This is a genomic window from Streptomyces sp. NPDC048254 (assembly GCF_043201895.1).
GTDB lineage: Bacteria > Actinomycetota > Actinomycetes > Streptomycetales > Streptomycetaceae > Streptomyces.
Genome location: NZ_JBICZJ010000039.1, coordinates 1 through 18,354 on the forward strand (window position 1 = coordinate 1; position 18,354 = coordinate 18,354).

Consider the following 18,354-nt stretch of genomic DNA (forward strand, 5'->3'; position numbering starts at 1 on the left):
TGTCAACGTCCCCCAGCCTTCGGCCGGGGGTGCCCCCACCGCGTTGCCGCCCTCCTCCGCCTTGCAGCTGGACGCACCAGACCCCGCTCACCGGCACTGATGATGTGCCGTTGTTCTCCTGCGACCTGATCCGCCGGACAGGCCCTACCGGCCCCGGCGGCCCGCTGTCGAGGCGAAGCCCAGCCAGGTATGCCGGTTCCCCGCCCAACACCAGCCCACCTTCGGCGCGTTGCGGCGCTCACGGCCGTCCCGTCCGGTGCCGTTGCTGAGCCAGATCGCCGGAGTGCGGGAGTCCAGGCCGCCGTTGGCCTTGCGCAGCCGCGAACCGATCGTCATGAAGCAGTGGTTGCGCTCCAGGACCGCGGGCTGTTGCAGCACCCAGTGGATGCCCTCGCTGAGCAGCAGCGGGGTGCGGTCCTGCGCGGTGAGCGCGGGAAGCGCCTCGTCAGGGCTCCAGTTCGCCATCCCGTCGCCCCGGTCGAGGCCGGTGAGGACGTAGAGCGGGGCGTCGGGCAGCGTGAGCGTGTCGAGCGGGGCGAAGAGGTCGACGTCGGTCATGTCGGTGACGACGAAACCGGGCCTGCCGTCGTGCCGCAGCAGCGGTGCGAGCGCGGCGGCCGGGGCGTGCTCCGGGTGGACGGCGAGCAGGGCGCCGTCCTCGGCGGGGGCCGCGGCGACGGCGCGGACCTCGGCCGCGGACAGTCCGGCGATCTCGTGCACCCCCGACTCGATGAGCCTTTCGGCCTGCGTGCCGAGGGACGGGAGTGCGGGGAGAAGGGTGGAGGTGACGGACGCGGAGTCGGGCACGATGCTCCCAGGGTCGGGGACGGGATCGGCCCCGGGGCAACGAGGCGGCCCGCCGGGATGTTCCCGCGCATCCCTACAGACGGAGCAGATACGTCAGACCGGGGCGGCCGGAGAGCCGTGTCTCGCCGGTGACGGTGAAGCCGACACGGGCGAGTACGGCCCGGGACGCGGCGTTGTCCAGGGTGGTCGCGGCCCGCAGGACGGTCAGTCCGTACCGGGTGGCGGCCAGCACGCGGATCTCCCGCACGGCCGAGGTGGCCAGTCCCCGTCCCGCGGCCCGCTGTGCCATCCGGTAACCGAGGTCGGCGCCCCCGTCCGCCACGTCCACCAGGTTGAACCGCCCCAGCACCTCGCCCGCCTCCCCGACCAGCACATGGAAGTAGCAGGTCCCGGCCTCCTGTTCGGCCAGCAGCGCGCGGTGCCGCTCCTGGAACCGGGCGAAGTAGTCGTCGCCGCGGTCGGGGATGGTCGCCGCGAAATAGGCGCGGTTCTCCTGCTCGAAGGCGAGCAGGGCCGGGGCGTGGTCCGGACGGAGCAGGTGCAGCTCGGGCATGCGGAGGACAGTAGGCACCCCGGCCGTGTGTCCGCCAGCGTATTAGGGCCTGTCCGGCGGATCAGGTCGCAGGAGAACAACGGCACATCATCAGCCCCGCGTCTGCGGCATGATCCGCCGGACCAGGCCCTAGCCCTTGCGCAGGTCCTTGACCCGGCGGAGTTTGCCGACCGAGCGCTCCAGGGTCTCCGGGTCGACGACGGCGACCTCCACGGTGACCCCGACGCCGTCCTTGATGCCCTGGACGATCGCCTTCGTGGCGGCCTCGCGGTCGGCGGCAGCGGCGTCGGGCCGTGCCTCCACGCGGACGGTCATGTGGTCCATCCGGCCCCGCTGAGTGATCTGGATCTGGAAGTGCGGAGCCACGCCGGGCGTCCGCAGGACGATCTCCTCCACCTGGCTGGGGAAGACGTTGACCCCACGCAGGATGATCATGTCGTCGCAGCGGCCGGTGATCTTCTCGATCCGGCGCAGTCCGGGACGCGCGGTGCCCGGCAGCAGCCGCGTCAGGTCACGGGTGCGGTAGCGGATGACGGGCAGCGCTTCCTTGGTGAGCGAGGTGAAGACCAGCTCGCCGCTCTCGCCCTCGGCCAGTACCTCGTCGGTCAGCGGGTCCACGACCTCGGGGAGGAAGTGGTCCTCCCAGACGTGCAGTCCGTCCTTGGTCTCCACGCACTCCTGGGCGACACCAGGGCCGATGACCTCGGACAGTCCGTATATGTCGACCGCGTGGATGTCCAGGCGCTCCTCGATCTCACGGCGCATCTCCTCCGTCCAGGGCTCGGCGCCGAAGATGCCGACCTCCAGGGAGGTGGATCGGGGATCGATGCCCTGACGCTCGAACTCGTCGAGCAGGGTCAGCATGTAGGAGGGAGTGACCATGATGATCTCGGGGCGGAAGTCCTGGATGATCTGCACCTGGCGTGCGGTCATGCCGCCGGAGGCGGGGATCACGGTGCAGCCGGCGCGTTCGGCGCCGTAGTGGGCCCCCAGGCCGCCGGTGAACAGGCCGTAGCCGTAGGAGATGTGCACCTTGTGCCCGGGCCGGCCGCCGGCGGCCCGGATGGAGCGGGCGACGACGTCCGCCCACATGGACAGGTCGTTGTCGGTGTAGCCGACCACGGTCGGGCGGCCGGTGGTGCCGCTGGAGGCGTGCACGCGCCGTACCTCGGACATCGGGACGGCGAACATGCCGAAGGGGTAGGTGTCCCGCAGGTCCGCCTTGGTCGTGAAGGGGAAGCGGGCGAGGTCCGCGAGAGTGCGGCAGTCCTCGGGCCGGACGCCGGCCGCGTCGAACTTCCCGCGGTACAGCTCCACGTTGTCGTAGGCGTGCCGCAGTGTCGCGCGCAGCCGGGTGAGCTGGAGCGCCGCCAGCTCCTCGCGGGACATCCGCTCGGCGTCGTCCAGGAGTGCCTCGGGAAGCGGCTCCCCACGGCGGGTGGCCCTCGGCTCGGGCGCGATCACTTCGCTGCTCATCACGGCTCCTCAATCCGCGCGCGGAGGGTGCGACTGCGCCCGCGGAACTCCGCGATCACTTCGTCTCCGCGCACAACGCTCACGTCGTAGACACCGCTGCGGCCGAACCGAACGCGCTCCCGCGCCGTGGCCACCAGCACATCGCCTTCGTACGCGGGCGCGATGAAGTCGATGTCGGCGCCGGCGGCGACGGTCACGGGGCCGTGGCTGTTGCAGGCACAGGCGAACGCCGTGTCGGCGAGGAGGAAGAGATAGCCGCCGTGGGCGATCCGGTGCCCGTTGACCTGGGAGGACGTCACGGTCATCTGAAGTACGGCGGTCCCTTCGCCGTACTCGAGCAGCTCGATGCCGAGCCCTCGTGACGCCTCGTCCGCGGCGAACATCGTCTCGACGGGGCCAGGCGTCGTATCCGGTACCCGGGTCGTCATTTCCACCACCTTGTGGACCGACCGAACATTCGGTTAGCGTGCGGTGTGGTCAAGTAATCCAGCAAGCCCTCCGCATGTCAAGAGGTGCACCGCATGCCGCGCAAGACCCCTGAGGGACCCGGCCACTTCGGGCGTCACCGCCCGCTGACCGGGCGTGCGGCGGCCGCCGCCACGAGCCGCGATCACCGGTTCCGCGAGTGGTTCGGGCCCGGCTCCCTCGTCTTCGCCGCCCCGCGGTCGCGCCGCCCCGTCCCCACCGCAGCCGAGGAGGCCGCCTGATGCCGGACGTCTACCTGATCGACGGGGCCCGCACCCCGCAGGGCCGCTACGGCGGTGCCCTGGCCGGCGTGCGTCCCGACGACCTCGCCGCACTCGTCGTCGCCGAGGCCGTCCGGCGCGCCGGAGTGCCCGGCGAGGCCGTGGACGAGGTCGTCCTGGGTGCCGCCAACCAGGCGGGCGAGGACAACCGGGACGTGGCCCGGATGGCGGCGCTGCTCGCCGGGCTGCCGCACACCGTGCCCGGCTACACCGTCAACCGCCTGTGCGCGTCCGGCCTGACGGCGGTGGCCTCGGCGGCCCAGGCGATCCGCGCCGGAGAGGTGGACCTCGTGGTCGCCGGGGGAGTGGAGTCGATGACCCGGGCGCCCTGGGTCATGGAGAAGCCCGGTACCCCGTGGGCCAAGCCGGGGCAGGTGCACGACACCGCCCTGGGCTGGCGGTTCACCAACCCGCGCTTCACCGCCGCCGACCGTGCCGTCCCCCAGGACGCCGGACCGGAGACGGCGAAGGTCACGCTGTCCATGGGCGAGACCGCGGAGGAGGTCGCGGCCCTGGACGGCATCACCCGCGCCGAGTCCGACGCCTTCGCCCTGCGCAGCCACCAGCGGGCGGTGGCCGCCCAGGAGGCGGGCCGCTTCGACCGCGAGATCGTCCCCGTCCCCGTGCGTGACGGCGAGGTGGCCCGCGACGAGGGCCCCCGCCCCGCCACCACCCTGGAGAAGCTGGGCTCCCTGCGGACCGTCTTCCGCGAGGACGGCGTCGTCACCGCCGGCTCGTCCTCCCCGCTGTCCGACGGCGCGGCGGCCCTGATCGTCGCCGGCGCCGAGGCGGTGGAGCGCTACGGCCTCACCCCCCGGGCCCGGATCGTCGCCTCGGCCTCCGCCGGCGTGCAGCCCAACCTGATGGGGCTGGGCCCGGTCCCCGCCACCGAGAAGGCGCTGGCCAGGGCCGGCTGGCAGACGGACGACCTGGACGCCGTGGAACTCAACGAGGCCTTCGCCGTGCAGGCCCTGGCCGTCATCCGCCGTCTCAAGCTCGACGAGGGCAAGGTCAACGCCGACGGCGGCGCCATCGCCCTCGGACATCCGCTCGGCTGCTCCGGCGCCCGCATCCTGCTGACCCTCCTCGGCCGCCTCGAACGGGAGAACGGCCACCGTGGCCTGGCCACGCTCTGTGTGGGCGTGGGCCAGGGCGTCGCGCTCCTGGTGGAGCGGGTGTGACCACCTCTCTGCCGTACGCGTACGGCACGCGGCCGGTGGCGGAGCGGGCCGACCGGGGCGTCGCCGCCCGCCACCGCCCTGAGGCCCGCCACCGCCCCGGGGCCCGCGCCGCCGTCGGCGGCCGCGTGATCGTCGAGGACCGCATGGCAGGTTCTCCTGAGCAGAGGAGTCGCGCATGACGTCGGCACCCGACACCGTCGCGGTCATCGGCGGCGGCCGGATGGGGGCGGGGATCGCCCAGTCCTTCGCCACCGCCGGTTCCGCCGTGACCGTGGTGGAGAGCGGCGAAGAGGCCGCCGCCGCGGCGCTGGAGCGGATCGGCGGCAGCCTGCGGCGGGCCGCGGAGCGCGGCCGTCTGAGCGAGCCCGCGGAGCGGGTGGCCGGCCGGGTGACCGTCGTACCCACGGTGGACGACCTGCCGCCGGGGACCGAACTCGTCGTGGAAGCGGTACCGGAGGACGCGGCGCTCAAGGCCCGCCTCCTGAAGGCCGCCGAGGAGGCCGTGGGCGACACGACCGTCCTGGCCACCAACACCAGCTCGCTGTCGGTCACCGACCTCGCCGCGGTCCTCAGGCGGCCGGACCGGTTTCTCGGGATGCACTTCTTCAACCCGGTGCCCGCCTCCGCGCTGGTCGAGATCGTCGTCGCCCCCGACACCGCCGAGGGCACCGTCCGGGCCGCTCTGGAGTGGACCAGGGCGCTGGGCAAGCAGGACGTCGTCGTCAAGGACTCGCCCGGCTTCGCCAGCAGCCGGCTCGGCCTGGCCCTGGGTCTTGAGGCGATCCGCATGGTCGAGGAGGGCGTCGCCGCCCCCGAGGCCATCGACGACGCGATGCGGCTCGGCTACAAGCACCCCATGGGGCCACTGCGCCTGACCGACCTGGTCGGACTCGACGTCCGGCTCGCCATCGCCGAACACCTCCACGCCACCCTCGGCGACCGTTTCGCCCCGCCGCGGCTGCTGCGCGACAAGGTCGCCCGCGGCGAACTCGGACAGAAGACGGGTCAGGGTTTCTACACCTGGTGACAGGGCGGCCCTTGCCAGATCAGGGAGTGCATACCTTATGATGAACCGAACGAATGGTCGGTAGGGAGTGGGTGGAGATGACTGAAGCGGCCGGAAGGGACGCCGAGCACGACCTGGAGTCCCATTTCGAGACGACGATCTCGCGCGACCAGCGGATCGAACCGCGCGACTGGATGCCGGAGGGCTACCGTAGGACCCTGGTCCGGCAGATCGCCCAGCACGCGCACTCGGAGATCATCGGCATGCAGCCGGAAGGCGAGTGGATCACCCGGGCGCCTTCGCTGCGCCGCAAGGCGATCCTGTTCGCCAAGGTCCAGGACGAGGCCGGCCACGGCCTGTACCTGTACTCCGCCGCCGAGACCCTGGGCATCGACCGGTCGGAGCTCACCCAGCGCCTCCTCGAAGGCCGCCAGAAGTACTCGTCGATCTTCAACTACCCCACGCCCAGCTTCGCGGACGTCGGGGTCATCGGCTGGTTCGTCGACGGCGCGGCCATCTGCAACCAGGTCCCCCTGTGCCGCAGCTCGTACGGGCCCTACGCCCGCGCGATGGTGCGGATCTGCAAGGAGGAGTCCTTCCACCAACGGCAGGGCTACGAACTGCTGATGACCATGATGCGCGGCACCGACGCCCAGCGCGAGATGGTGCAGGACGCGGTGGACCGCTGGTGGTGGCCGTCCCTGATGATGTTCGGACCGCCCGACGACGACTCGCCCAACTCCGCGCAGTCGATGGCCTGGAAGATCAAGCGGCACAGCAACGACGAACTGCGCCAGCGCTTCGTCGACATGACCGTGCCCCAGGCGGCCAAGCTCGGCGTGACCCTGCCCGACCCCGAGCTGCGCTGGAACGAGGAGCGCGGCCGCCACGACTTCGGCACCCCCGACTTCTCCGAACTCAAGGAAGTCATCAGCGGCAACGGCCCCTGCAACGCACAGCGGATGCAGCGCAGGCGCGACGCCCACGAGGAGGGCGCCTGGGTGCGTGCGGCCGCGGTCGCGCACGCCGCCAAGCAGGCCGCCCGGGCACGTAAGGAGGCAGTCGCATGAGCGACTCGGAGAACTGGCCCCTGTACGAGGTGTTCATCCGCGGCAAGCGCGGCCTCAACCACGTCCACGTCGGATCCCTGCACGCCGCGGACGACGAGATGGCCCTCACCCACGCCCGCGATCTGTACACCCGGCGCAACGAAGGCGTCAGCATCTGGGCCGTGCGCTCGGACCACATCGCCGCCTCCAGCCGGGACGAGAAGGACCCCTTCTTCGCCCCCAGCGCCGACAAGGTCTACCGGCACCCGACCTTCTACGACATCCCCGACGATGTCCCGCACATCTAGGAGCCGGTGATGAGTGACGACCACGTCTACCTGTCGCTGGCCGAGGGCCACGACGACGGCGACGCCCGCTGGGCCTTCGGCACCGGCTTCGAAGACCCGCTGTACGGCGTCGACACCGCCGTACCCGAGGGCGTCGACGCCGCCGCACTGGCCGCCCAGTGCCTGGCGCTCGGCGACGACGCCTTGGTCCTGGCCCAGCGGCTCGCCGAATGGGTCACCCGGGCGCCCGAGCTGGAGGAGGAGGTGGCGCTGGCCAACATCGGGCTCGATCTGCTCGGCCAGGCACGGCTGCTGTACGCCCGCTGCGGCCAGGTGGACGGCACCGGCCGTACGGAGGACGCCTACGCCTACTTCCGCGACGCCGGCGACTTCCGCAACGTACGCCTCGCCGAGCTCCCCAACGGCGACTTCGCCTTCTCCGTGCTGCGGCTGCTGGTGTTCGCCAGCTGGCGCCTCGCCCACTTCACCGAACTGGCCGCCGCACCCGACCCGGTGCTCGCCGCGATCGCCGCCAAGGGCGTGAAGGAGCTGACCTACCACCGGCAGTACGCCGCCGAATGGGTCGTACGCCTGGGCGACGGCACGGAAGAGTCCCACGCGCGCATGCTGACGGCCCTGGAGTCGCAGGCTCCCTACTGGGAGGAGCTGTTCGCGGCGCAGGACGTGCGCGGCGCGGTCCTCGGGGATCTCCAGCAGGTCCTGGCCGCGGCCGGACTCCCCATGCCGCACACCGCGGCCCTGCCCGGTAACGGCCGGCATGGCGGACACACCGGACACCTGGCTCCGCTCCTGGCCGAGCTGCAGAGCGTGGCCCGCGCGCACCCGGAGGCGACATGGTGACCGTCCTGTCCGACGCCCGGCGGGCCCGGCAGATCGCCGAACAGGCCCCCGACCCCGAACTTCCCATGCTCACCCTGGCCGACCTCGGGGTGCTGCGGACCGTGACGATCGAGGGCGACGGCACCGTGGTCGCCGGCCTCACCCCCACCTATTCGGGCTGCCCCGCCATGGCCGAGATGCGGGCCGGAGTCGCCGCGCGCCTGCGGGACGCCGGTTTCGACCGCGTCGAGATCCGTACGGTCCTCGACCCGCCGTGGACGAGCGACTGGATCACCCCCGCAGGACGCCGCAAGCTCGCCGCACACGGCATCGCACCGCCCTCGACGGCGCCGCGGCACCCCGCCGGTCCCGTCCCGCTGAACCTGTCACCGACCCGGCGCACGGTCGCCTGCCCGCGCTGCGGATCGGCCGACACCGAGGAGACCTCCCGCTTCGCGGCCACCTCCTGCAAGGCGCTGTGGCGGTGCCTGGCCTGCCGCGAGCCGTTCGAGTACGTCAAGGAGATCTGATGGCAGAGCTGATGGCACCGACCGCCGGTGCCCCCGCGACGACAGCCCGCCGGCGCCGCCCAGCCTTCCATCCCCTGCGCGTCGCCGCCGTCCAGCGCCTGTGCGAGGACGCCGTGGCGGTCACCTTCGACATCCCCGCGGCGCTGGCGGAGGAGTTCGCCTTCGGCCCCGGGCAGTCACTCACCCTGCGCCGCGAGGTCGACGGCCGCGACGAGCGGCGCTCCTACTCGATCTGCTCGCCCGTCGGCGCACCGCCCCGCATCGGCGTCCGGGAGGTGCCCGGCGGACTCTTCTCCTCCTGGCTGGTCCACGAGGTACGGCCCGGCGACACCGTCCAGGTGATGGCCCCGACCGGAGCCTTCACCCCCGACCTCACGGTGCCCGGCCACCATGTGCTGATCGCGGCCGGCTCGGGCATCACCCCCATGATGTCCATCGCCGAGTCCGTCCTGGCTGCCGACGACCGCTCCAGGGTTACGTTGTTCTACGGCAACCGGCGCACCGACACCGTGATGTTCGCCGACGAACTGGCCGACCTGAAGGACGAGTACCGCACCCGTTTCCACCTCGCCCATGTCCTGTCCCGCGAGCCCCGCGAAGCCGAGATCCTCTCCGGCCGTCTGGACGGCGACCGCCTGGCCGCCCTCGTCTCGGGACTGATCGACGTCCCCTCCGCCGATCACTGGTGGCTGTGCGGCCCGCACGGCATGGTGCTCGACGCCCAGCAGGTCCTGGCCGGACTGGGCGTCCCCGGCGGGCGGATCCACCAGGAACTCTTCTTCGCCGACGAGCCGATCGAACCCGTCCGCCACGAGGAGGCGGCGGCGACGGGCCCGGCCAGCGAGGTCACCGTCACCCTGGACGGCCGCTCCACCACCGCCCTGCTGCCGCGCGGCACCGCACTCCTCGACTCCGCCGCCCGCATCCGCCCGGACCTCCCCTTCGCCTGCAAGGGCGGCGTCTGCGGCACCTGCCGGGCACGGATCACGGACGGCGAAGCGGACATGCGCCGCAACTACGCCCTCGAACCGGCCGAGGTGGACGCCGGCTACGTGCTGACCTGCCAGTCGTACCCGGTCTCCGAGAAACTGACGGTCGACTACGACAGCTGACCGACCGGGACGGGGAGTGCCCGCGCGAGCCGGGCTACCTGCCGGCCGGGCGCCGGCGTCCGCACCCTGCGCCGCGACGCCACCCCGGGCATCCGGTGTGCGGCCGGGATCGCGGGGCTGCCCGGATCCCGGCCGCACACCGGCCGCCGCGGGTCAGTGACCGGCCGCGGCCTGTTTGATCAGATCGGCCACCGCGTCCGGCCGCGACACGTACACGGAGTGGCTGCCGGGAACCTCGACGACCGTCGAGCCCGCCCGCTCCGACATCGCCCGCTGCGCCGGCGGCGGGATCATACGGTCGTCGGTGGCGACCAAGTACCAGCTTGGCTTGACCCGCCAGGCCGGCTCCGACACGGCGCCGTTGAGGGCGTCGAGGCCCCACGGGACCTGCGAGTCGGCCATGAACGCCGCCAGTTCGGCGGGCACGTCAGCGGCGAAGGAGTCCGCGAACTTCTCGCGGTCCAGGAACAGGAAGCCGTCCCTGGGCGGCAGGATCGGCGGCACGGGGGCGCCGGGCGGCGGGTCGGCGATGAGCGTGCTCACCGATTCGTCCTTGTCGGGCGCGAACGCGGCGACGTAGACGAGCGCCGCGACCTTCGGGTGACTGCCCGCCTCGGAGATCACGGCACCTCCGTAGGAGTGCCCCACGAGGACCGCCGGGCCGTCCTGGGCGTCGAGGACCATCCGCGTCGCCGCCACGTCCCCCTCCAGCGACAGCGTCGGGTTCTGGACGATGCTGACGTTGTACCCGTCCCGCTTGAGGACGTCGTAGATCCCCTGCCAGCCGGATCCGTCCACGAAGCCTCCGTGGACGAGAACGACGTTCCGCGATTCCGCACTCATGGCTTCTCCCTCGGCGTGTCCGACCGTCGCGGCCACGCGAAGAAAGCTAGACGGCAACCGTCGGCACCGATTCCGTCAATTGACGTAGTTCTCGGAGAGGACCACGCCGGCCGCCCTCGGACCGCGCGGGGAAGCGTCCAACACGCTGCTGTGCCGGTGCCCTTGCGGCTTCACGCGGATGTTGCCACGCTGGTCGTTCACGTTGCCTGCTCCAGCTCTCTGCGCGGCGGTCGCGAGATCGCCGGCCCGACCAGTTCCGGCCCGACCGTTCGTGCGCGCTGCTCTCCTCCCCGGCGCTGACGCGCGTACACCGCGCCCGGACCACAGCGCCCGGCCGGACAGCCGCCGCCTCACCCGGGGAGCACACGATGGACACGAACGAGGAGGCCGCGCGCGGCCTGACCGACATCCAGGACTTCCTCTACCGGCAGGCCCATCTGCGAGCGGCACGTCAGCGGGTCGCGGACTTCACCGCGCAGGAGCCGGGACTGACGCAGGACCAGAGGACGGACATCGAACGCTGGTATCTCGCGGAACAGACCTATGTGGCCCGGATGGTGACGGAGCACATCGCCGCGAGCATCGACGTCGTGGAACAGCGGCATCGCGCCCGCTTCGGACACTGGCTGCGCGGGACGCTGACCGCGATGATCCTGATCACCGTGGCGATGGCGCTGTGCGTCACCGTGGTGCTGGTCGGCGCGTCGTAAGCTCTCGGGCCCGCTTCCCCGCACATGTCACGGAGTCTGTGAGCGCGCTCGGCAGCCGGCCGGTGGCCCCGCTGTCCGGCGGGGGCACCATCCTTCGACGCCTACTGCTGCCGCGCGAGCCAGTCCGTGAACCTGACCTCGCCGAGGCTCGCGTCCGGACCGGGCAGGAGCGTGTCCTCCCGCAACTCGGCACCCCAGTACCGCGCCTGCGGGTCCGTGACGACCTTGCGGGGGTCGTTCGCCGCGTCCAGCGCCATCCGGATGAACTCCTCGAGCTGGAACGCCTCGGGCCCGCCGACCTCCACCACACCGTCGACCGGCGCGCCCACCGTGGCGCGGGCCACCGCCGCGGCCACGTCGTCGGAGACGAGGGGCTGGATCTTCGCGTCCGGCAGGCGCACGGTGTCGCCCTCGGTGACCCCGTCCGCCAGCCCCTTCGCGAACTCGAAGAACTGGGTCGCGTGGACGATGGAGTACGGGATCCCGGACGCCTTGATCAGATCCTCCTGGGCCTTCTTGGCCCGGAAGTACCCGCTCTCCTGGAGCCGGTCGGTGCCCACCACGGACAGTGCCACGTGGTGCCGCACGCCGGCGTCGGCCTCCGCCTGGAGGAGGTTGGCCGTGGAGGTGCGGAAGAAGTCCAGGACGGCCTGGTCCTCGAACGAGGGCGAATTGGACACGTCGAGCACGACCGAGGCGCCCTGGAGGACCTCGGCCAGTCCCTCGCCGGTGAGGGTGTTGACGCCGGTGCTGGGCGCGGCCGCGACCGCCTCGTGCCCGTGTTCGCCGAGCCTGCCGACCACCTTCGAGCCGATGAGCCCGGTACCACCGATCACGACGACCTTCATGACGGAATTCCTCTCGGAGTTTTTCTGGTGTCTGCACCAGAAGAGACCGGGCAGCTCCTCCGCTTGTGACAGCCCGTCCGGAAGGACGGGGAAAATCATCCGTTGCCGCGTCGGGGTGCGGCCTGTCGGGCGAGGGGCTCAGCCGTCGAGCGAAGCCACGTAGGGGGCCAGCTTGGCCGGGTTCATCACCCACATGATGCGTTCGACGCCGCGTGCCGACACGTCGACGGACAGCAGCGCCACCGCTTGCCCGTCGGCCGAGATCAGGACGGCCGGCCTGCCGTTGGCCTCGACCCACCGAACCTCCGCCTGGGGCCAGAAACGCGGCGCGAAGGCGACGAGGTACCGGGAGACATGCGGGAGCCCCACGACCGGGATCTTGGACGCCCCGCGGATACCGCCGCCGTCGGAGTAGCTGACCACGTCCTCGGTGAGGACCTCTTCGAGCGCCGAGAGACGGCCGTTCTGCGCCGCCGCGAGAAACACCTCCAGGAAACGCCGGTGCTCGGCGGAGTCCACCGGTTCCCGGCGCTCCGCCGCCAGCCGCCTGCGGGCCCGGCTCACCAGCTGGCGGGCGTTGGCCTCGCTCGTCTCCACGATGTCCGCGATCCGCCCGTACGTGTAGTCGAACGCTTCCCGCAGTACGTACGCGGCCCGCTCCACGGGGTTGAGCTTCTCCAGGAGGAGGAGAACCGCCATGTCGAGGGCCTCCGCGCGTTCCGCGCCCAGCTGCGGGTCCAGGCTCGTGTCGACGGGCTCGGGAAGCCAGGGGCCGACGTACGACTCCCGGCGCACCCTGGCGGACTGGGTGAAGTTGATCGCCAGCCGGGTGGTGACCGTGGCCAGGAACGCGGCCGGCTCGCGGATGCCGGCACGGTCGGTGTTCTGCCACCGCACCCACACCTCCTGGACGATGTCCTCCGCTTCCACGGCGCTGCCGACCAACCGATAGGCGATACCGAAGAGCTGGGGACGCGCCCCGAGGAAGTCCTTCGTCGCCTGGTCGAGGGAGCCCGAGTCCCCGTTCTCACCGCCGCGCATCGATGTCCTCCAGAGTTGGATCATCATGCTACAAGCTGGCACCGCGCAGAACGGCATGGAGCGGTACATACCGGTCCCACCGTTGCGGAGATCCACCGGGTACCCGGTCATCGGTGGCGAAGGCCGGTACCGAGGGACGACGAATCCATGGAGGTGCCAGACCATGTCGGACAGGAACGCAGCGCACGGGCCCGGCGGGCAGCCCCGTCCGGAGGGGTGGAAGACGGCGGTGACAGTGTTGCAGGACGCCGCACCGTTCACCGTCCCCGAGGGAGCCTCGGCGATGACCATCTATGTCGAGTGGCAGCCCGGAGACCCGGGAACCCCGCCGCACCGCCACTCGGGACCCGCGTTCGGGTACGTCCTCGAGGGCGCCGTGCGCTTCGAGCTGGAGGGCGAGCCCGAGCGGGTGGTCGAGGCCGGCGGGACGTTCTGGGAACCGGGCGGTGATGTGATCCACTACCAGGACGGCAACGCCCTCTCGGATGCGCGGACCCGGTTCGTCGTGACCATGATGTGCGCACCGGGCAAGCCCATGCTGGAGCTGGTCGACGAGAGCGAACTGGCCGAGCGGGCCCACCTGCGCGCCCCGCGTCCCGCCACGGACTGACGGGACGGTGGACCGGCTGCGCCTTCGCCTTCCCCTCCGCAGTGAGGAGAAGGCGCGGCCGGCTCCCGGTACCGGGCGTCGGTCACCCGAACTGGCCGGGCTGGTAGCCCCCGGCGGGCTGCTGGTTGATGACGTTGATGCGGTTGTAGGCGTTGATGACGGCGACCAGGGAGATCAGGGCGACGAGCTGTTCCTCGTCGAAGTGCTTGGCGGCGTTGGCCCACACCTCGCCGGAGACGCCTCCCGCCGCGTCGGCGATCCGGGTGCCCTGTTCCGCCACCTCCAGCGCGGCGCGCTCCGCCTCGGTGAACACCGTCGCCTCACGCCAGGCGGCGACCAGGTTGAGTCGCTGCGCGGTCTCCCCGGCAGCGGCGGCGTCCTTGGTGTGCATGTCGGTGCAGAAACCGCAGCCGTTGATCTGGCTCGCGCGGATCTTCACCAGCTCCTGGACCGAGGCGGGCAGCGTCGAGTCCGAGACGGCCTTGCCGGCCGAGTTGATGTGCCTCAGCACCTTCCCCGCGAGCGGGTGGCCGAAGTAGTCGAGACGCGATTCCACGATGATCTCCTTGCCGTGTAGCGATACACACCAATGACCGGAGCGGCGGGCAAGATGTGACAGGAAGCCGTGTGTGACGTAGGTCTCACCCGATGGGCTCGGGTTCGACGGGTTGGTCAAGACCAGGGCGGCCGCAGGTAAAGGCGAGGGCATGTGTCGGTCTTGGCGGTCTGATGCCTGACGGGTGATGGCCAGGTGGCCATGTGGTGTTCATGTGGCGGCAGTTGGGCTGGGTCAGGGTGCGGTCGTTGTCAGCTCAGCTGCACGTCGGGAGGGCGTCATGACCACACAGGCAGACTCAACAGAGGGCAGATCGGCGGGGGGCTCGGAGGGCGGTTCGGAGGGGTTCAGCCGTCGTCACGCGCTGGGCCTGCTGGGGACCGCGGGGGCGGGCGCCGCCGCCACCGGGCTGCTCGGCGCGGGTGCGGCACAGGCCGCCCCGCTCGCCGCCCCGGCCTTCCACCTCACCGCGGACTCCTCGGGCGCGCCTCCGGTCCAGGGCCTGCACCTGACCTTCGGCGCGGACCCGCGGACCCAGATGACGGTGTCGTGGATCACGGACCGGCCGGTGACCAAGCCCGTCGTGCGCTACGGCACCCTGGAGCACGGCTTCGGATCCAGCAAGAAGGCCCAGACCGTCACCTACGTCGACGGCACCTCCAACCGCACCGTCTACGTCCACCACGCCCCGCTGAAGGGGCTCGCTCCGGACACGGACTACCTGTACCTCGCCACGCACGAGGGGGCGACCCCCGACAGCGGGACGTTCCGCACGGCCCCGCACGGACGCCGGCCGGTCACCTTCACCAGCTTCGGCGACCAGTCCGCCCCGCAGGTGACCTGGGCGGCCAACGGCACGGTGGGGCTCGACGCGAACTCCACTCCCGCGACGAAGGACATCGTCACCGGCATCGAGCAGGTCGCCCCGCTCTTCCACCTGCTCAACGGCGACCTGTGCTACGCCAACCTGGACGTTGACCGGGTGCGTACCTGGAACAACTTCTTCACCAACAACACCCGTTCGGCCCGGTACCGCCCCTGGATGCCGGCGGCCGGCAACCACGAGATCGAGAAGGCCAACGGTCCGATCGGGCTCGGTGCCTACCAGGCCTACTTCTCCCTTCCGTCCACCGAGACCGACGCCGAACTCGCGGGCCTCTACTACGCGTTCACGGCCGGCTCGGTCCGGGTGATCGTGCTGCAGAACGACGACAACTGCCTCCAGGACGGCGGCGACGTCTACATCAACGGCTATTCCGGAGGACGTCAACTCTCCTTCCTGGAGAAGGAGTTGAAGGCGGCCCGGTCGTCGAGCGACATCGACTGGGTGGTCGTCGCCATGCACCAGGTCATGGTCAGCTCCACGGACGCGAACGGCGCCGACCTGGGCCTGCGCCAGAAGTACGGCCCCCTCTTCGACCGGTACGGCGTGGACCTGGTGCTGTGCGGCCACGAGCACAACTACGAGCGTTCCCTGGCCGTCCGCGGAGTCGTCAGCGGAACCGAGACGCTGACCCCCAACCCGGTCTCGACGGCCACCGACGACATCGACACCGGCCTCGGCACCGTCCACATGATCCTCGGCGGCGGCGGAGTCTCCGGCACCACCAACCAGAGCTTCTTCAAGGACGGCACCGGCAAGGTGATCACGTCCGTGTCGGCGACCCCCGGCTCCAACGGCAAGCGCACCTCCACCTACACCAAGGAGGAGGCGGTCTGGATCGGCGTCCGGGACACCGAACACCCCTACGGCTTCGCCGCCTTCACTGTCGACCCCGGCAGGCACGCCGGTGACACCACCCGGATGCACGTCACGTACTACAACGTGAACAAGCCGAACGGCGATCTGTCCGTCTTCGAGAACTTCACCCTGCACCGCAAGCGCTCCGACGGCCACGGCCACTGATCCTGCGCCCGACGGGCCGACAGGGAAACGCGGGCCGGGCGGCATCCGCCCGGCCCGCGTTTCCCTGCGGCGGCTTCCACACTGGCCGAAAACCGACGAACTCCCGTCAGATCGGCAGGGATTGTACCGAAGCGCGCACTGGAAATACTTGGCTAAGCAAGTATATGCTCCGCCGTGTGGGGGTTGGCGGACAGAGCCGCACGCCGCTTTGGGAACTGCCGCGCTGTAGCGCATGATCGGTGTCCCGGTTCAACAACATGACAAGCTTGTGGAAGGAAGTGCCGTGGCACCGGTGCTGGTCGGACTCGAAGGTCTGCTGGCGGGGGAGCGCATCCCGGTCCTGGACACCCGCGTCACCTTCGGGCGCAACTCGGAGAACACCGTCGTCATCTCCAGCCTCAGCGTCTCTCGCTTCCACGCGGAGATCGTCTTCGACGAGGACAAGGGTTACGTACTGAGTGACCTGGAGAGCAGCAACGGCACCCTGGTCAACGGAGAGGAAGTCGAGTCCCGGCTGCTGCAGCCCGGTGACGAGATCTCCCTCGGCGACCAGGAGTTCCGCTTCGAGGTGGCGGACGCCATGGAGACGCTGATGGCGCTCTCCCTCCCGCGATCCGTGACGCACGGCCCGGAGGAGAGTGAACGCGGGCCCGTCCTGCGGGTCACCGTGGCCGGCGGCGGCCCGGTCGGCCTGTCCCTCGCTCTGCTCCTCGAGCACTTCCTCGGCCCCCAGGTGCAGATCGCCGTCTACGACGGCCGGTGGCGCAAACAGGGCCGCAACGTCGTCTGGAAGGGCCCGGACGAGGGCAACGTACGGCGCCTGCAGGTGGTGACCGTGCAGAGCCGCCAGTACCTCGCCTGGCCGGAGGAGGTCCGGGAGCGCCTCTTCGACCCGGAGCACTTCACCGAGATGTGGCCCTCCGGCCCGGACTCGGTCGGCGACAACCACCCGCGCAACATGCGCATCGCCTATATCGAGGACCGGCTGCTGGAGCTGGCGAACGAGAAGCGGGACCGGATCCGGCTCATACCCGCCCGGTTCGACGCGGAGGAGCAGCAGGAGGCGCTCGCCACCCAGCACGTGCTCGCGATCTGCGACGGCGGCCGCTCGCGCACCCGGGAGCGCTTCGCCGCCCGCTTCGGCAAGGCCGACGAGTCGATCTACTCCCTCGACGGGCGCCACCTCCAGGACGTCGTCCTCGGCCTGCGGGTGAAGTCCGGCCTGACCGACCCCATGGCGGTGCTGCTGACCGTCGCCCAGAACCGCTTCCTGCTCAACTCGCTGCGCGGCGAGGGCTTCCTCAACATGCGGCTGACCGACGCCGAGGCCGCGGAGGTCATCGGGCTCGACCCGGTCCGCCGCGTCTTCGAGGAGTGCATCGCCTCCCGGCCGTGCCTGATGGACCGCGACGAGTACGGCGACTTCCAGTGCGCGACACACGGCACGCTGTTCCTGCCCGCCCTGGTCAAGGGCTCACCGCTGTGGCGCCGGGTGCGCGAGGGACTGCTGCTGTTCGGCGTCGAGTCCGACGACCTGTCGGCGGTCACCAGCTTCCGCCTCGACATGGTGCAACGCCCGCGCTTCTCCGCCGAGTTGCTGCCGCCCACCGCCAACTCCCCGGGCACCTACGGCTTCCTCCTCGGCGACGCCGCCAACGCCATCCACTTCTGGCCGGGCCGTGGCCTGAACAGCGGCCTTGCCTCGGCGATCTCGCTGGCCCGTTCCCTCAACGGGGCCTGGCACGGGCGGCCGTTCCGGGACGCGGACTTCCTGCGGCACGAGGCGGCCATGTCGATGCTCCAGTACCGGCACAAGAGCCGGGCCTGGAAGGCGATGGTCACCACCGACGACCAGGGTGTCACCTGGGCCATCAAGGACATCATCGGCCACGGCATCGACGGGATCCCCGACGAGCCCGACCGTGAGGCGGACACCAAGACGCTCCTGGAGCGTATGCAGGCCATCCGGGCGCGTCTGTCCCTCCGGCTGGAGGGCATGCCGGACGACGAGGCGATCCTGGAGCGCCTGCGCACCCTGCAGCCCGCCACGCTGCGCATGCTCGTCCTCAGTGGCGCCTGGGACACGCTGACGATGGGCGGCGAAGAGGTCGACATCGACATCTTCTACGGCGAGGACTCGTCCGCTGCCGCCGCGGCCGTGGGCGCACTGGAGCCGGCCGCCAAGCCGTAGGACGTACTGCGTTCGGCGTGTGCCGCCGCACGGACGGGCCGTTCGCCCGGCACCCCGCCGCC

Annotated in this window: 22 protein-coding genes; 13 read left to right on the forward strand and 9 right to left on the reverse strand. The window is 71.1% G+C overall.

What is annotated here, in order from left to right; translation table 11 throughout:
- Positions 1-144: 144 nt before the first annotated feature.
- The 4 genes from ACGFZQ_RS51320 to paaI all read right to left on the reverse strand — a co-directional run bounded on the left by ACGFZQ_RS51320 (position 145) and on the right by paaI (position 3,264).
- The gene (locus ACGFZQ_RS51320; protein WP_393846382.1) at positions 145-807 is read right to left on the reverse strand and encodes a DUF5701 family protein; all 663 of its coding nucleotides are present in this window, start codon (positions 805-807) and stop codon (positions 145-147) included.
- A gap of 73 nt (positions 808-880) precedes the next feature.
- Entirely contained in the window at positions 881-1,360 is a 480-nt protein-coding gene (locus tag ACGFZQ_RS51325) for a GNAT family N-acetyltransferase (protein WP_393846383.1), read from the reverse strand.
- A gap of 129 nt (positions 1,361-1,489) precedes the next feature.
- The gene (paaK, locus tag ACGFZQ_RS51330) at positions 1,490-2,836 is read right to left on the reverse strand and encodes a phenylacetate--CoA ligase PaaK (protein WP_393846384.1); all 1,347 of its coding nucleotides are present in this window, start codon (positions 2,834-2,836) and stop codon (positions 1,490-1,492) included.
- A complete protein-coding gene (gene paaI, locus ACGFZQ_RS51335) occupies positions 2,836-3,264 on the reverse strand; it encodes a hydroxyphenylacetyl-CoA thioesterase PaaI (protein ID WP_351734763.1) in 429 nt (142 codons plus the stop codon). Before paaI ends, paaK begins: the two co-directional genes overlap by 1 nt.
- A 93-nt stretch (positions 3,265-3,357) precedes the next feature.
- On the opposite strand from paaI, the gene ACGFZQ_RS51340 reads away from it, so the two are divergent.
- From ACGFZQ_RS51340 to paaE, 9 genes are all read left to right on the forward strand, one after another.
- Complete coding sequence (locus ACGFZQ_RS51340; protein WP_393846385.1) at positions 3,358-3,543, forward strand: hypothetical protein; 186 nt, start codon at positions 3,358-3,360, stop codon at positions 3,541-3,543.
- The gene (locus tag ACGFZQ_RS51345; RefSeq protein ID WP_393846386.1) at positions 3,543-4,763 is read left to right on the forward strand and encodes a thiolase family protein; all 1,221 of its coding nucleotides are present in this window, start codon (positions 3,543-3,545) and stop codon (positions 4,761-4,763) included. Before ACGFZQ_RS51340 ends, ACGFZQ_RS51345 begins: the two co-directional genes overlap by 1 nt.
- A complete protein-coding gene (locus tag ACGFZQ_RS51350) occupies positions 4,760-4,942 on the forward strand; it encodes a hypothetical protein (RefSeq protein WP_393846387.1) in 183 nt (60 codons plus the stop codon). Before ACGFZQ_RS51345 ends, ACGFZQ_RS51350 begins: the two co-directional genes overlap by 4 nt.
- Positions 4,939-5,790, forward strand: coding sequence for a 3-hydroxyacyl-CoA dehydrogenase family protein (locus ACGFZQ_RS51355; protein WP_393846388.1), 852 nt, complete (start codon positions 4,939-4,941; stop codon positions 5,788-5,790). The genes ACGFZQ_RS51350 and ACGFZQ_RS51355 overlap by 4 nt, the downstream gene beginning before the upstream one ends.
- 77 nt (positions 5,791-5,867) lie before the next feature.
- Complete coding sequence (gene paaA / locus ACGFZQ_RS51360) at positions 5,868-6,839, forward strand: 1,2-phenylacetyl-CoA epoxidase subunit PaaA (protein WP_393846389.1); 972 nt, start codon at positions 5,868-5,870, stop codon at positions 6,837-6,839.
- Positions 6,836-7,126: a 1,2-phenylacetyl-CoA epoxidase subunit PaaB gene (gene paaB / locus ACGFZQ_RS51365; RefSeq protein ID WP_351734775.1), complete on the forward strand. Its 291-nt coding sequence runs from the start codon at positions 6,836-6,838 to the stop codon at positions 7,124-7,126. Before paaA ends, paaB begins: the two co-directional genes overlap by 4 nt.
- A 9-nt stretch (positions 7,127-7,135) precedes the next feature.
- Positions 7,136-7,966, forward strand: coding sequence for a 1,2-phenylacetyl-CoA epoxidase subunit PaaC (gene paaC, locus ACGFZQ_RS51370; RefSeq protein WP_393846390.1), 831 nt, complete (start codon positions 7,136-7,138; stop codon positions 7,964-7,966).
- A complete protein-coding gene (gene paaD / locus ACGFZQ_RS51375; protein WP_393846391.1) occupies positions 7,960-8,475 on the forward strand; it encodes a 1,2-phenylacetyl-CoA epoxidase subunit PaaD in 516 nt (171 codons plus the stop codon). Before paaC ends, paaD begins: the two co-directional genes overlap by 7 nt.
- 11 nt (positions 8,476-8,486) lie before the next feature.
- Entirely contained in the window at positions 8,487-9,587 is a 1,101-nt protein-coding gene (gene paaE / locus ACGFZQ_RS51380; protein WP_351734883.1) for a 1,2-phenylacetyl-CoA epoxidase subunit PaaE, read from the forward strand.
- A gap of 153 nt (positions 9,588-9,740) precedes the next feature.
- Here the strand turns inward: paaE and ACGFZQ_RS51385 are convergent, their stop codons facing one another.
- The gene (locus ACGFZQ_RS51385) at positions 9,741-10,430 is read right to left on the reverse strand and encodes an alpha/beta fold hydrolase (RefSeq protein ID WP_393846392.1); all 690 of its coding nucleotides are present in this window, start codon (positions 10,428-10,430) and stop codon (positions 9,741-9,743) included.
- A gap of 75 nt (positions 10,431-10,505) precedes the next feature.
- A complete protein-coding gene (locus ACGFZQ_RS51390) occupies positions 10,506-10,631 on the reverse strand; it encodes a hypothetical protein (RefSeq protein WP_393846393.1) in 126 nt (41 codons plus the stop codon).
- 167 nt (positions 10,632-10,798) lie between these two features.
- Here ACGFZQ_RS51390 and ACGFZQ_RS51395 point away from each other — a divergent pair, with 167 nt between their 5' ends.
- Positions 10,799-11,140, forward strand: coding sequence for a hypothetical protein (locus ACGFZQ_RS51395; protein ID WP_351734785.1), 342 nt, complete (start codon positions 10,799-10,801; stop codon positions 11,138-11,140).
- Between the two features lie 101 nt (positions 11,141-11,241).
- Here the strand turns inward: ACGFZQ_RS51395 and ACGFZQ_RS51400 are convergent, their stop codons facing one another.
- Complete coding sequence (locus tag ACGFZQ_RS51400) at positions 11,242-11,988, reverse strand: SDR family oxidoreductase (RefSeq protein ID WP_393846394.1); 747 nt, start codon at positions 11,986-11,988, stop codon at positions 11,242-11,244.
- A gap of 138 nt (positions 11,989-12,126) precedes the next feature.
- Entirely contained in the window at positions 12,127-13,029 is a 903-nt protein-coding gene (locus ACGFZQ_RS51405) for an RNA polymerase sigma-70 factor (protein WP_393846395.1), read from the reverse strand.
- Positions 13,030-13,192: 163 nt separating this feature from the next.
- Between ACGFZQ_RS51405 and ACGFZQ_RS51410 the strand changes: the two genes are divergently transcribed.
- A complete protein-coding gene (locus tag ACGFZQ_RS51410) occupies positions 13,193-13,639 on the forward strand; it encodes a cupin domain-containing protein (protein WP_393846396.1) in 447 nt (148 codons plus the stop codon).
- 82 nt (positions 13,640-13,721) lie between these two features.
- Here ACGFZQ_RS51410 and ACGFZQ_RS51415 read toward each other — a convergent pair whose 3' ends face one another.
- A complete protein-coding gene (locus ACGFZQ_RS51415) occupies positions 13,722-14,195 on the reverse strand; it encodes a carboxymuconolactone decarboxylase family protein (RefSeq protein ID WP_393846397.1) in 474 nt (157 codons plus the stop codon).
- Positions 14,196-14,475: 280 nt separating this feature from the next.
- Here ACGFZQ_RS51415 and ACGFZQ_RS51420 point away from each other — a divergent pair, with 280 nt between their 5' ends.
- Both ACGFZQ_RS51420 and ACGFZQ_RS51425 read left to right on the forward strand, forming a co-directional pair.
- Positions 14,476-16,101, forward strand: coding sequence for a purple acid phosphatase family protein (locus ACGFZQ_RS51420; RefSeq protein ID WP_393846398.1), 1,626 nt, complete (start codon positions 14,476-14,478; stop codon positions 16,099-16,101).
- Between the two features lie 283 nt (positions 16,102-16,384).
- Positions 16,385-18,292 carry an FHA domain-containing protein gene (locus ACGFZQ_RS51425; protein ID WP_393846399.1) on the forward strand — a complete coding sequence of 636 codons (1,908 nt, stop codon included), beginning with the start codon at positions 16,385-16,387 and terminating at the stop codon, positions 18,290-18,292.
- Positions 18,293-18,354 lie beyond the last annotated feature (62 nt).

What these genes read in the sequence shown, in the direction of transcription:
- ACGFZQ_RS51385 (WP_393846392.1), bottom strand. Translation starts at nt 10,430, where the DNA reads ATGAGTGCGGAATCGCGGAACGTCGTTCTCGTCCACGGAGGCTTCGTG.
- paaI (WP_351734763.1), bottom strand. Translation starts at nt 3,264, where the DNA reads ATGACGACCCGGGTACCGGATACGACGCCTGGCCCCGTCGAGACGATG.
- ACGFZQ_RS51400 (WP_393846394.1), bottom strand. Translation starts at nt 11,988, where the DNA reads ATGAAGGTCGTCGTGATCGGTGGTACCGGGCTCATCGGCTCGAAGGTG.
- paaD (WP_393846391.1), top strand. Translation starts at nt 7,960, where the DNA reads ATGGTGACCGTCCTGTCCGACGCCCGGCGGGCCCGGCAGATCGCCGAA.
- ACGFZQ_RS51395 (WP_351734785.1), top strand. Translation starts at nt 10,799, where the DNA reads ATGGACACGAACGAGGAGGCCGCGCGCGGCCTGACCGACATCCAGGAC.
- paaK (WP_393846384.1), bottom strand. Translation starts at nt 2,836, where the DNA reads ATGAGCAGCGAAGTGATCGCGCCCGAGCCGAGGGCCACCCGCCGTGGG.
- ACGFZQ_RS51410 (WP_393846396.1), top strand. Translation starts at nt 13,193, where the DNA reads ATGTCGGACAGGAACGCAGCGCACGGGCCCGGCGGGCAGCCCCGTCCG.
- paaE (WP_351734883.1), top strand. Translation starts at nt 8,487, where the DNA reads ATGGCACCGACCGCCGGTGCCCCCGCGACGACAGCCCGCCGGCGCCGC.
- ACGFZQ_RS51405 (WP_393846395.1), bottom strand. Translation starts at nt 13,029, where the DNA reads ATGCGCGGCGGTGAGAACGGGGACTCGGGCTCCCTCGACCAGGCGACG.
- ACGFZQ_RS51420 (WP_393846398.1), top strand. Translation starts at nt 14,476, where the DNA reads ATGACCACACAGGCAGACTCAACAGAGGGCAGATCGGCGGGGGGCTCG.
- ACGFZQ_RS51325 (WP_393846383.1), bottom strand. Translation starts at nt 1,360, where the DNA reads ATGCCCGAGCTGCACCTGCTCCGTCCGGACCACGCCCCGGCCCTGCTC.
- paaB (WP_351734775.1), top strand. Translation starts at nt 6,836, where the DNA reads ATGAGCGACTCGGAGAACTGGCCCCTGTACGAGGTGTTCATCCGCGGC.
- paaC (WP_393846390.1), top strand. Translation starts at nt 7,136, where the DNA reads ATGAGTGACGACCACGTCTACCTGTCGCTGGCCGAGGGCCACGACGAC.
- ACGFZQ_RS51340 (WP_393846385.1), top strand. Translation starts at nt 3,358, where the DNA reads ATGCCGCGCAAGACCCCTGAGGGACCCGGCCACTTCGGGCGTCACCGC.
- ACGFZQ_RS51345 (WP_393846386.1), top strand. Translation starts at nt 3,543, where the DNA reads ATGCCGGACGTCTACCTGATCGACGGGGCCCGCACCCCGCAGGGCCGC.
- paaA (WP_393846389.1), top strand. Translation starts at nt 5,868, where the DNA reads ATGACTGAAGCGGCCGGAAGGGACGCCGAGCACGACCTGGAGTCCCAT.
- ACGFZQ_RS51355 (WP_393846388.1), top strand. Translation starts at nt 4,939, where the DNA reads ATGACGTCGGCACCCGACACCGTCGCGGTCATCGGCGGCGGCCGGATG.